Annotated in this window: 13 protein-coding genes; 6 read left to right on the top strand and 7 right to left on the bottom strand. The window is 74.7% G+C overall.

What is annotated here, in order from left to right:
* On the top strand, positions 1 to 170 hold a 170-nt coding region (locus FVA95_RS25935), incomplete at its 5' end, for an integrase core domain-containing protein (RefSeq protein WP_149665612.1).
* On the opposite strand, the gene FVA95_RS25930 is transcribed toward FVA95_RS25935, so the two are convergent.
* Positions 161 to 460: a hypothetical protein gene (locus FVA95_RS25930; protein ID WP_149666467.1), complete on the bottom strand. Its 300-nt coding sequence runs from the start codon at positions 458 to 460 to the stop codon at positions 161 to 163. The two genes, FVA95_RS25935 and FVA95_RS25930, sit on opposite strands and share 10 nt — an antisense overlap.
* Before the next feature lie 53 nt (positions 461 to 513).
* Positions 514 to 2,184: an AMP-binding protein gene (locus FVA95_RS25925; protein ID WP_149666466.1), complete on the bottom strand. Its 1,671-nt coding sequence runs from the start codon at positions 2,182 to 2,184 to the stop codon at positions 514 to 516.
* 163 nt (positions 2,185 to 2,347) lie between these two features.
* Here FVA95_RS25925 and FVA95_RS25920 point away from each other — a divergent pair, with 163 nt between their 5' ends.
* The 3 genes from FVA95_RS25920 (at position 2,348) to FVA95_RS25910 (ending at position 4,340) form a co-directional block, all read left to right on the top strand.
* Positions 2,348 to 2,548: a hypothetical protein gene (locus tag FVA95_RS25920; RefSeq protein ID WP_149666465.1), complete on the top strand. Its 201-nt coding sequence runs from the start codon at positions 2,348 to 2,350 to the stop codon at positions 2,546 to 2,548.
* Positions 2,549 to 2,610: 62 nt separating this feature from the next.
* Positions 2,611 to 3,150 carry a spermidine N1-acetyltransferase gene (speG, locus tag FVA95_RS25915; RefSeq protein ID WP_240051737.1) on the top strand — a complete coding sequence of 180 codons (540 nt, stop codon included), beginning with the start codon at positions 2,611 to 2,613 and terminating at the stop codon, positions 3,148 to 3,150.
* A 383-nt stretch (positions 3,151 to 3,533) separates the two neighbouring features.
* Positions 3,534 to 4,340, top strand: a complete 807-nt coding sequence (locus FVA95_RS25910) for a MerR family transcriptional regulator (RefSeq protein WP_149666464.1) — start codon at positions 3,534 to 3,536, stop codon at positions 4,338 to 4,340.
* Here the strand turns inward: FVA95_RS25910 and FVA95_RS25905 are convergent.
* Genes FVA95_RS25905 through FVA95_RS25890 form a run of 4 tightly spaced genes read right to left on the bottom strand, consistent with a single transcriptional unit; the run spans position 4,326 to position 8,007 of the window.
* A complete protein-coding gene (locus FVA95_RS25905) occupies positions 4,326 to 5,816 on the bottom strand; it encodes a cell wall metabolism sensor histidine kinase WalK (protein ID WP_149666463.1) in 1,491 nt (496 codons plus the stop codon). The genes FVA95_RS25910 and FVA95_RS25905 overlap by 15 nt on opposite strands.
* 4 nt (positions 5,817 to 5,820) lie before the next feature.
* The gene (locus tag FVA95_RS25900) at positions 5,821 to 6,561 is read right to left on the bottom strand and encodes a response regulator transcription factor (protein ID WP_149666462.1); all 741 of its coding nucleotides are present in this window, start codon (positions 6,559 to 6,561) and stop codon (positions 5,821 to 5,823) included.
* A 52-nt stretch (positions 6,562 to 6,613) separates the two neighbouring features.
* Complete coding sequence (locus FVA95_RS25895; RefSeq protein WP_149666461.1) at positions 6,614 to 7,375, bottom strand: siderophore-interacting protein; 762 nt, start codon at positions 7,373 to 7,375, stop codon at positions 6,614 to 6,616.
* Between the two features lie 26 nt (positions 7,376 to 7,401).
* Positions 7,402 to 8,007: a TetR/AcrR family transcriptional regulator gene (locus FVA95_RS25890; RefSeq protein WP_240051736.1), complete on the bottom strand. Its 606-nt coding sequence runs from the start codon at positions 8,005 to 8,007 to the stop codon at positions 7,402 to 7,404.
* Positions 8,008 to 8,057: 50 nt separating this feature from the next.
* Between FVA95_RS25890 and FVA95_RS25885 the strand changes: the two genes are divergently transcribed.
* On the top strand, positions 8,058 to 9,029 hold the full coding sequence (locus tag FVA95_RS25885) for an o-succinylbenzoate synthase (protein ID WP_149666460.1): 972 nt from the start codon (positions 8,058 to 8,060) through the stop codon (positions 9,027 to 9,029).
* On the opposite strand, the gene FVA95_RS25880 is transcribed toward FVA95_RS25885, so the two are convergent.
* Positions 9,016 to 9,627 carry an MSMEG_1061 family FMN-dependent PPOX-type flavoprotein gene (locus tag FVA95_RS25880; protein WP_149666459.1) on the bottom strand — a complete coding sequence of 204 codons (612 nt, stop codon included), beginning with the start codon at positions 9,625 to 9,627 and terminating at the stop codon, positions 9,016 to 9,018. The genes FVA95_RS25885 and FVA95_RS25880 overlap by 14 nt on opposite strands.
* Positions 9,628 to 9,701: 74 nt before the next feature.
* Here FVA95_RS25880 and FVA95_RS25875 point away from each other — a divergent pair.
* On the top strand, positions 9,702 to 10,514 hold an 813-nt coding region (locus FVA95_RS25875), incomplete at its 3' end, for an NAD(P)/FAD-dependent oxidoreductase (protein ID WP_149666458.1).

The raw sequence follows: 10,514 nt of genomic DNA, 5'->3' as shown, positions 1-10,514 counted from the left end.
GGACCCTGGCCGACGGCTGGGCCTACGCCCGACTCTATGAGTCGACCCGCCAACGCAACGACGCCCTACCCGGCTGGCTGCACTTCTACAATCACCACCGCGCTCACTCCACCATCGGCGGCCAGCCACCAGTCACCAGGCTGACCAACCTCCCTGGACATCACACGTAGACGGTGCGGGCACCGTCGGCGTCGCAGCGGCCCTCGCGGCCGGGGCGGCGGATCAGCAGCAGGATGACGTCGTCGGCGCGGAGCCGGTCGAACAGCGCGGTCACGGCCGGGTCCGGGTGGTCGGCGACCTTCCGCGGCCAGGCCCCGATGTGCTCGACGGCGACGAGGCGACGCACGTGCGGCGCGGTGCCGGTCATCGGCTCGCCGAGGGCCGCGCTCAGCCCGGAACAGCCCGCGACGGGCGCCCCGGCGGGACCGCCGGGTGCGCCACGTGTCGCGGTGACCGTCATCGGGCTATCTTAGGGAAGGTTTGCCTGACTTCAACTCGGACCGCCCGGACGGGTCAATCCCGGCCGGGCAGCTCGGCGCGCAGCACCTTCCCGGTCTGGTTGCGCGGCAGCTCGTCGAGGAAGTGCACGTCCCGCGGTGCGGCGAACTTCTCCAGGTCGGACTTCACCCGGCTGCGGATCGCGTCCGCGGTGACCTCGGCACCCGGCTCCAGCACCACCCAGGCGGCGAACCGCTGGCCGTACTCGTCGTCGTCCACCCCGAGGACGCAGGCCTCGCGCACCCCGTCCATCCCGGAGATGAGCTCCTCCACCGGGCCGGGGTGCAGGTTCTCCCCGCCCGAGACGATCATGTCGTCGGCCCGGCCGGTGAGGAACAGCCGTCCGTGCTCGTCGAGGTGCCCGACGTCGCCGGTCCCCAGCAGCCCGTCGTGCTCCTCCAGGCCCTCCTCGCCGCCGGTGTAGCCCTCGAACGGCAGGTCGTTGCCGACGAACACCCGGCCGTCGACGCCTGCAGGGGCGGGCTGGTCGTCCTCGTCGAGGATGACCAGGGTGGTCCCGGCCGGGGCGCGGCCCGCGGTGCCGGGGGCGTCGCGCAGGTCCTCCGGTCCGGCGATCGAGACCCAGGAGACCTCGGTGGATCCGTAGAGGTTGTAGAGGCAGTCGCCGAAGCGGTCCATGAACCGGTTGGCCTGCCCGCCGGGCAGCGCCGACCCGGAGACGGCCACGATCCGCGGGCCCGCCGGGTCGTCCCGGCCGTCGCCCCAGCCCTCGGCGCCGGACTCCAGGACGCGCTGGAGCATCACCGGCACCGCGAACACCGTGGTGCACCGGCGCTCGCGCACGGCGGCGAGGAACCCCTCCGGGGTGAACTTGCGGCGCAGCACGACGGTCGCGCCGTGCAGCGAGGCGAGCAGCAGCCCGGCGTTGCCCCAGGTGTGGAACAGCGGCGCGGCGATGTGCGTCGGCTCACCCGCGCGCAGCGGGATCGCCGAGAGGATCGACGCCGCCGGGGCGAGGGTCGACGGGTGCGGCCGCTTGGCGCCCTTCGGCGTCCCGGTGGTGCCGGAGGGCAGCACGATCTGCTTGGACGGCTCCGGCTTGAACGGCAGCTCGCCCGGCCCGCCCCGCTCCACCATCGCGTCGAGATCGTCGAGCACCCGGTCGCCGGCGGGACGCGGCCCGTCCGGGGTGGAGGTCAGCACGACGCGCGGTCCGGGCGGGACGACGTCGAGGAAGTCCGGGTCGGCGACGAGCGTGTGGAGCTTCTGCTGCTCCTGCACCCCGCGCAGCTGCTCGGCCGAGAGCCCGGTGTTGACCAGCACGACGTCGGCGCCGACCTTGCCCGCCGCCACCATCGCCTCGATCGGTGCGCGGGCGTTGCGGCACAGCACCCCGACCGGGGCGCCCGGTCCGGCGCCCGAGTCGAGCAGGGCCAGCGCGAGGCGGTCGGTGCGTTCCTCCAGCTCGGCGTAGGTGGTCACCCCGTCGTCGTCGACGACGGCGAGCCGGTACGGGTGGCGGGCCGCCCCGACGGCGAACGCCGCGGTGATGCTGTTGCCGTAGCGCACCAGCGCCCGGCCCATCCCGTACAGCTTCCCGGGGCCGAGCGGGCGGACGACTCCCGAGCGGGTCAGGGCCACGGCGGCGCGGGCGGTGCCGCTGCCCAGCTCGTAGGCGGTGCGGGCGGTGCCGGAGAGGTTCTGGAGCAGCGGGGAGCCAGCCATGCGGCGCAGTCTGGCAGGGCGACCCGCCGGGCCGTCGGGTCCGGTGGGGGGATCTGTGTCAGAGGTCACTGAGTATGTCCGTCATGTTTCGTAGGGTGAAGACGATGTGTCCTTCGGTGGCCCACAGGTCGCCGAACTCCACCACACACCGTCGGGGATCCTGATGCGCCTGTACCTGCCCACGCACACGTCCGCTTCCGGCCGCACGCTGGTCCGTGCGGGACGTCCGACCAAGTCGATGCCCGGGTTCGGCGGCATCGCCGGCGTCTGCCGCTGCGGCGCGGCCCGCCCCGCCGACTCGCGCACCCTGCCGTGGCGCGACTGTCCGTCGTGCACGCCGCAGCGGGCCCGGGTCGGGCGCTGAGCGCACCGGCCTCGTAGGTTTCCGGGCGACGGACACGGTGTCCGTCGACCGCGGAGGCCCCCATGAGCACGACCACCCCCGAGATGCGGCTGCGCGCCCTGGAACGGGAGGACCTGCCGTTCGTCCACGGGCTGTCGAACGACTCCGGGATCATGTCGTACTGGTTCGAGGAGCCCTTCGAGTCGCTCGTCGAGCTGCAGGAGATCTTCGCCCGGCACGTGCACGACAACCGCGAGCGGCGGTTCATCATCGACTGCGCGGGTGAGCGGGCCGGCCTGGTCGAGCTGGTGGAGATCGACTACATCCACCGCAACGCCGAGTTCCAGATCATCGTCGCCCCCGCCTTCCAGGGCCGGGGACTCGCCGCCCGCGCCACCGCCGGGGCCCTCGACTACGCCTTCGGCGTGCTGAACCTGCACAAGGTCTACCTGGTCGTCGACATCGAGAACACCCGCGCCGTGCGTGCCTACGAGCGCACCGGCTTCGTCGTCGAGGGGGAGCTGCGCGAGGAGTACTTCGCCAGCGGCCGCTACCACGACGCCTACCGGATGGCGGTGCTGCAGCGCGAACATCTCGGCCGCACCGTCGACGGACCGCGCTGAGTCGACGGACCGCGCTGGGTCGACATGCCGCACCGAGCTGACCGGACCGGCCGGCAGGGAGGGGGACCCGTCGGCCGGCCCGGCGTGCACCGGCCGCGGGCATGCGACCGGAGTCGGGCGCGTCGACCTTGATGACGACGACACCCGAGAACACTACTATCTCGACACGTATTCGTGTCAACGTTCGCCATGGTGCTCCTGTGACCAGCGGGAATCGGGTGCTGGCCGGTCTCGGCCCGATGTCGCGGTGCGGATCGGGCAACCGATGACATCGTTGATCGTCGGCGAGTGCCCGCGACCGTCGTCGCGGTGGGTCACGGGGTGGTTGCGGTCCGCTCGTCGTCACCGTGCGCGCCCGGCCGTCGCGAGTAGGCTCTGCCCCGATGTCCGGAACCCCGACGGGCGGGGACGAGTTCCCGATCGACACGCTTGCCGCACGTGCCGGTATGACCGTCCGCAACGTGCGCGCCCACCTGTCCCGCGGCCTGCTGCAGCCGGGCGAGATGCGCGGGCGCACCGCCTGGTACGGCCCGGTCCATCTGGCACGGCTGGAGCTGATCGCCGGTCTGCAGCGGCGCGGGTTCTCCCTCGCCGCGATCGGCGTGCTGATCAACCAGACCCCCTCCAGCAGCGCGGAGGAGGCGCTGCGCCTCTACCGCGGCATGCTCGCGCCGTGGCAGCCGGAGGAGGCGGTCGAGCTCGCCGAGGAGGATTTGGCCGAGTGGGCCGGCGCCCGGACGTCCCCGGAGTTCGTCGAGCGGCTGGCCGCGTCCGGGCTGATCGAGCGCACCGGCCCGGGTCGGCTGCGCGTGCTCAACCCGTCGATGGTCCGGTCCGGGGCGCACGCCGTCGCGCTCGGGCTGGCCCCGGAGGCGGTGCAGCAGGTCGGCGAGGAGCTGCTGACCCGCACCCGGGAGATCGCCGAGATCTTCGTCGAGCTGTTCCGCGAGCAGGTCTGGGCGGCGCACGTCGCGGCCGGGCTGCCCCGGCACGGCGTCGCGGACCTGCGCACGGCGGTCGAGGCCCTGCAGCCGGTCGCCACCCAGTCCCTGCTCGGTGCCTTCCGCCAGACGATGCAGCAGGCGATGGACGACTTCATTCGCCGGCTGTCCGTCGACCTCGCCCCGGCCGACCCGCGGGCCGACCCCGAAGCCGACTCCGAGACAGCCGAACCGTCAGCGGACCGGTAGCTCGACGGTGAACACCGTCCGGCCGGGGGCGCTGTCGACCCCGACCGTCCCGTCGTGGGCGGCGACGACCGCCGCCACGATCGCCAGACCCAGCCCGGTGCTGGGGGTGTCGTTCCCGGCGCGGGTGCGCCCCTCCGCGCCACGGGCGAACCGCTCGAACACCCGGGGCAGCACGTCCGGGGCGATGCCGGGGCCGTCGTCGGCGACCTGCAGCCGGACCCGGCCGGGGACGGGGTGGCCGAGGGTGACGGTGACCGTCGTGCCGGGCGGGGTGTGGGTGCGGGCGTTCGCGAACAGGTTGGTGACCACCTGGGCGAGCCGGTGGGCGTCGCCGGTGACGGTGACCGGCTCGTCGGGCAGCTGCGGGAACCAGCGGTGGTCGCGGCCCGCCACGTGGGCGTCCCCGACGGCGTCGAGGACCAGCCGCGTGAGGTCCACCTCGGCGCGCTCCAGCGGACGGCCCGCGTCGAGCCGGGCGAGCAGCAGCAGGTCCTCGACCAGCGTGGACATGCGTTCGGCCTGCGAGCTGATCCGGGCCAGCGCGTGGGTGGTCCGCTCCGGGACCGGCTCCCGCTCGCGGCGCGACAGCTCGGCGTAGCCGCGGATCGCCGTCAGCGGGGTGCGCAGCTCGTGGCTGGCGTCGGCGACGAAACGACGCAGCCGCGTCTCGGACTCCTGGCGGGTGGCGAGTGCGCCCTCGACGTTGTCGAGCATGTGGTTGAGCGCGGTGCCGACCTGCCCGACCTCGGTGCGCGGGTCGGGGTCGGGGACGCGTGCGGCGAGGTGCACCTCGCCCCGGTCCAGCGGCAGGTTCCCGACCTGTGCGGCGACGCCGGCGACGCGTTCGAGCGGGCGCAGCGCGCGCCGCACCAGCACGGCCGCCGCGCTGCCCGTGAGCACCACGGCACCGCCCAGCACGACGAGCTCGATGACGACGAGCCTGCTCACGGTGGCACCGGCGTTGTCCGGCTGCGCGATCAGGTAGGTCGTCGTCCCCTCGGTCCAGCCGATCACCCGGTAGTCGCCCAGCGACAGCGTCACGTCGCGGGCGGTGGTGTCGGCGGGCACCGAGCGCAGCGCGGCCAGGTCGGCCTCGGGGACGGCGGTCGTGGTCCCGCCCCGCTGGGCCAGGCGGGCGCTCACGACGCGGCCGTCGTCCAGCACCGCCCCGATCGCGTTCGTGCCGGGGCCCGGGCCGAGGAACATCCCCCCGGGCGGGCCCCCGCCCTGGCCGCCCGGCGTGGGGGTGCCGTCGTCGTGGGTGAGCCGGCCGGGGGCGCGCCCGGTCTGCTGGGCGACGAAGCCCTCCAGGGAGAACGACAGCTCGCGGTCCTGCCTGGTGGAGAGGTAGCGGTCGAGCGAGAGGGTCGTCGCGACGCCGATCGCCACGCACGCCACCGTGAACAGCAGCAGCACCGTGCCGACGAGCCGGGCCCGCAGCGAGCGGACCTGGCCGGAGACGCGGGTGACGACCATCGGGTCAGTCCGCGGCGGGCCGCAGCACGTAGCCCGCGCCACGCACCGTGTGGATCATCGGCCGGCGTCCGGCGTCGATCTTCTTGCGCAGGTAGGAGACGTAGAGCTCGACCACGTTGGACTGGCCGCCGAAGTCGTAGTTCCACACCCGGTCGAGGATCTGGGCCTTCGACAGCACCCGGCGGGGGTTGCGCATCAGGTAGCGCAGCAGCTCGAACTCCGTCGCGGTCAGCTCCACCGGGTCGCCGGCGCGGGACACCTCGTGCGCGTCCTCGTCGAGCACCAGGTCGCCCACCACCAGCTCCGAGGAGCGTTGGGCGGCGGCCATCCCCGCGCGGCGCAGCAGCCCGCGCAGTCGCGCGACCAGCTCCTCCAGCGAGAACGGCTTGGTGACGTAGTCGTCGCCACCCGCGGTGAGGCCCGCGACCCGGTCCTCGACGGCGTCGCGCGCGGTCAGGAACAGCACCGGCACCTCGGGGGTGTCGGCGCGGACCCGGCGCAGCACCTCGAAGCCGTCGACGTCGGGCAGCATCACGTCGAGCACGATCGCGTCCGGGCGGAAGTCGCGGGCGTGGCGCACCGCGGACATCCCGTCGGCGGCGGCGCGGACCTCCCAGCCCTCGTAGCGCAGGGCCATCGAGAGCAGGTCCGACAACGTGGGCTCGTCGTCCACGACGAGCACCCGGATCGGGCCGCCGTCGGCGCGGCGCAGCGGGTCGGCGTCCCGGTCCATCACCTCGGTCATGCTAGGAGCACACCGCACGGACCTGTGCGACGGCTGTGTGTCCGCTGTCGGTTCACCGCGCGCGCCAGTACCCCGTGGCGTAGACGGCGCGCCGGTCGAACCCCCGTTCGTCGAGCAGGTGCGCGCGCAGCTCCTTCACTGCGGCGGACTCCCCGGACAGCCACGCCTGGCCGCGGCCGTCGGGCAGCTCGGCGGCCCGCACCGCCGCGACCAGCGGCTCACCCGCCGGGGCGTCGCCGCGGTGCACCCAGGTGACGGCGACATCGCCGGGCAGGGTCTGCTCCTCGCCGGCGTCGGCGACCTCGGCGACGACCCGGACCGGCACCCCGGGGGCGGCCTCGGCGAGGGTCTCGCACACGGTCGCGATGGCGGGCAGGGCGGACTCGTCGCCGATCACGAGGTGGTGCGCGGCGGCCGGGTCCGGCTCCCAGCGCCCACCGGGCTCGGACACCCCGACCCAGTCCCCGGGGGCGGCCGACACGGCCCAGGAGGCGGCCGGCCCGTGACCGGCGTGGACGACGAAGTCGACGTCGAGCTCACCGTGGCCGCCGGCGTCGGGGGCGAAGCGGCGCACCGTGTAGGTGCGGATCGCCGGGCGGGCCTCCCCGGCGGGCCAGACCGGGCCGCCGGTCGAGGCGCGCGGCACGGCGGGTCGCTCCTGGCCCTCGACCGGGAAGAACATCTTGATCCGGCGGTCCGGGCCGTGCCCGGGGAACCCGGCCAGCTCCTCGCCGGTCAGGGTCACCCGGACCATGCCGGGGGTGACCCGTTCGGTGCGGGCCACCTGCAGCAGGCGTGGTGCGGTCGTGCTCATGGCCGGGAATTGTCCCGGACGCGCGCTCAGGTCCGGTCGCCGAGGCCCGCCAGGCCGGTCCAGACCAGGTCCATCAGGTACTCGGTGGCCTGGTCCGCGGTGACCGCCTCGTCCTGGCCGCGCCAGACGGCGAGCCGCTCGCAGGCCCCGACGATCACCTGCGCCCAGCCGGTCAGCCGGGTCGGCTCGGTGCCGGGGACCTGCGCGGCGAGCAGGGCGGCGATGAAGTCGGTCTGCTGGGCGCGGATCTCCTCCAGCGCGGTGTCGGTGACCCCGGCCTCGGAGCAGAACAGCTGCCAGGCCGGCGCCCGCCGGTCCAGGTAGTGGAAGAAGGCCAGCGTCCCGCCCCGCAGCATCGCCTCCGGCGAGTCCGCGGCTCCCGCCGCCTGCGCGACGACGTCGAGCAGCTCGGACCGGGCCCGTGCGATCGCGGCCAGCAGCAGGCCCTCCTTGGACCCGAAGTGGGTGTAGAGCACCGGCTTGGTGACACCCACCCGCTCCGCGACCTGCTCCATCGAGACCTCGGCGTAGCCCCGCTCGCCGAAGACGGCGACGGCCGCGTCGACGATCTGGCGCTCGCGCTCCGCCCTGGGCACGCGGCGGCGGGGGCCGGGTACGGTCTGCGCGGTCACGCCGGAGACTTTACCCTCAGTAAGTTACTGACGGTAGGAAGTGAGCGGGAATGGACGTCTACTCCCTGCCGATGACCACCCGGTTCCGCGGGATCACCGTGCGCGAGGGCCTGCTGCTGTCCGGCCCGGCCGGCTGGGGCGAGTTCTGCCCCTTCCCCGAGTACGACGACCGCGAGGCCGTCGCGTGGCTGGCCGCGGCCCGCGAGGCGGCCGGGACGGGCTGGCCGGAACCGGTGCGCGACCGGGTGCCGGTCAACTGCACCGTGCCCGCCGTCGGGCCCGAGCAGGCCCAGCGGATCGTGCGCGCCTCCGGCTGCACCACCGCGAAGGTCAAGGTCGCCGACCCGGGTGCCCCGCTGTCCGAGGACGTCGAGCGCGTCGCCGCCGTCCGCGACGCGCTCGGCCCCGCCGGGCTGGTCCGGGTGGACGCCAACGCCGCCTGGGACGTCGTGACGGCCGTCGCCGCGATCGGCGAGCTCGACCGGGCCGCCGGAGGCCTGGAGTACGTCGAGCAGCCCTGCTGGGAGGTCGACGACCTCGCCGCCGTCCGCCGGGCGGTGGACGTGCCGATCGCCGCGGACGAGTCGATCCGCCGCGCGGAGGACCCGATGCGGGTGGTGCGGGCCGGAGCGGCCGACGTCGTCGTGCTGAAGGTGTCGCCGCTGGGCGGGGTGCGCCGGGCCCTGCGGATCGCCGAGGAGGTCGGGCTGCCGGTCGTGGTGTCCTCGGCGGTGGAGTCGAGCGTCGGTCTCGCCGCCGGCCTCGCGCTGGCCGGGGCGCTGCCGGAGCTGCGCCACGCCTGCGGGCTCGGGACGGTCTCGCTGCTGGCCGACGACGTCGTCGCCGAGCCGTACGTCCCCGAGCGGGGGTTCCTGCCCGTGCCGCGGGTCGCGCCCGAGCCGGTGCACCGGGCCGGGGTCGCGGCCGCTGCCGACCGCGCCGCCTGGTGGCGCGACCGGCACGACCGCGTCGCCGCGCTGCTCGACGCCGCGGCCGGGGCCGACCGGGTCAGTACTGGTTGACCCGGCTGTCGCGGCGCATGGCCGCGTCGATCACCCGCGCCGGGCCGGGCATCCGGTACTGGCCCTTCACCAGCTTCCCGGCGCTGGGCACCGCGCCCCGGTCCGGCCAGGTCGCGGTGTCCCACAGCGACGAGCGCAGGAACGCCTTCGCGCAGTGCAGGAACAGCTCGTCGACCTCGACGACGATCGCCACCTCGGGCGTCGAGCCCTTCACGGTGAGCCGCTCGGCGAAGTCGGGCCGGTACACGATCCGGGCCCGTCCGTTGATCCGCACGGTGTCGTTCGACCCCGGCACGACGACGATCATCCCGACCCGCGGGTCGTGCAGGATGTTGCGCATCGAGTCGAGCCTGCGGTTCCCCTTGCGGTCGGCGAAGGCGACCGTGTGCTCGTCGAGCACCAGCAGGCAGCCCGCCGGGTCGCCCCGGGGTGAGACGTCGACGCCGTCCGGCCCGGTCGTCGCCAGCAGGTAGAACGGCGACGCCGCCAGGAACTCCGCGGTCACCGGGTCGATGCGGTCACGCGCCTTGTCCCGGATGAACGCGGGCACCTCGCCGATGATCTCGCGGAGTCTGGCCTCGTCGGTCACGTGTTCCATCGCATCCCCTTTGCTCTTAGGTCACCCTAACCGTGAACATGCTTCACTGGCGACCCCCGCCTAGGGTCCCGGGGATGGGCGTGATCGTGATCGGGGCCGGCATCGCCGGGGTGACCTGCGCCGCGGAGCTGGCGGCCCGCGGTGTCGACGTGACGGTGTACGAGCGGTCCCGCGAGGTCGGAGGACGGCTGGCGGTGCACCGCCACGGGGGCCGTCCCGCCGACATCGGTGCCGCCTACTTCACTGTCTCCGACGACCGGTTCGACGCCCGCGTCCGACGTTGGCGCGACGACGGCCTGGTCCGCGGGTGGACCGACACCCTCGCGGTCTTCGACGGCGCCACCCGGGGCCCGGACGGCCCCGGCCCGCTGCGGTTCGCGGCACCGGCCGGGCTGCGGTCGCTGGTCACCGACACCGCCCGCGGCCTGGACGTCCGTACCGGCCGGACCGTCGAGCGGGTCCGTCCCGGCCCGGACGGCCCGACAGTCGACGGCGAGCGCGCCGACGCCGTCGTCCTGGCGATGCCCGACCCGCAGGCCGCCCGGCTGCTCGACCCGGACACCCCCGCGGGCGCCGCGGTCGCCGGGCGGGAGTGGAACCCGGTGCTCGCACTGACCGCCGGGTTCACCGGCCGGGACTGGCCGCGGCTGCCCGCGGCGTTCGTCAACGACCACCCCGTCCTGTCCCTCGTCGCCGACGACGGCGACCGCCGCGGCGACGACGCGCCGGTGCTCGTCGCGCACTCCACCGGCGACCTGGCGCGCGCCCACGACGCCGATCCCGCCGCCGCGGTTCCCGCGATGACCGCCGCGGTCCGTGAGCTGCTGGGCATCACCGCCGCGCCGGAGTGGACGCACGTGCACCGCTGGCGCTTCGCCGCCCCCGCC

It is taken from the genome of Pseudonocardia sp. EV170527-09, assembly GCF_008369905.1.
GTDB lineage: Bacteria > Actinomycetota > Actinomycetes > Mycobacteriales > Pseudonocardiaceae > Pseudonocardia.
This window is presented reverse-complemented; position numbering and strand designations above follow the sequence as displayed.

What these genes read in the sequence shown, in the direction of transcription:
- FVA95_RS25930 (WP_149666467.1), bottom strand. Translation starts at nt 460, where the DNA reads ATGACGGTCACCGCGACACGTGGCGCACCCGGCGGTCCCGCCGGGGCG.
- FVA95_RS25925 (WP_149666466.1), bottom strand. Translation starts at nt 2,184, where the DNA reads ATGGCTGGCTCCCCGCTGCTCCAGAACCTCTCCGGCACCGCCCGCACC.
- FVA95_RS25920 (WP_149666465.1), top strand. Translation starts at nt 2,348, where the DNA reads ATGCGCCTGTACCTGCCCACGCACACGTCCGCTTCCGGCCGCACGCTG.
- speG (WP_240051737.1), top strand. Translation starts at nt 2,611, where the DNA reads ATGAGCACGACCACCCCCGAGATGCGGCTGCGCGCCCTGGAACGGGAG.
- FVA95_RS25910 (WP_149666464.1), top strand. Translation starts at nt 3,534, where the DNA reads ATGTCCGGAACCCCGACGGGCGGGGACGAGTTCCCGATCGACACGCTT.
- FVA95_RS25905 (WP_149666463.1), bottom strand. Translation starts at nt 5,816, where the DNA reads ATGGTCGTCACCCGCGTCTCCGGCCAGGTCCGCTCGCTGCGGGCCCGG.
- FVA95_RS25900 (WP_149666462.1), bottom strand. Translation starts at nt 6,561, where the DNA reads ATGACCGAGGTGATGGACCGGGACGCCGACCCGCTGCGCCGCGCCGAC.
- FVA95_RS25895 (WP_149666461.1), bottom strand. Translation starts at nt 7,375, where the DNA reads ATGAGCACGACCGCACCACGCCTGCTGCAGGTGGCCCGCACCGAACGG.
- FVA95_RS25885 (WP_149666460.1), top strand. Translation starts at nt 8,058, where the DNA reads ATGGACGTCTACTCCCTGCCGATGACCACCCGGTTCCGCGGGATCACC.
- FVA95_RS25880 (WP_149666459.1), bottom strand. Translation starts at nt 9,627, where the DNA reads ATGGAACACGTGACCGACGAGGCCAGACTCCGCGAGATCATCGGCGAG.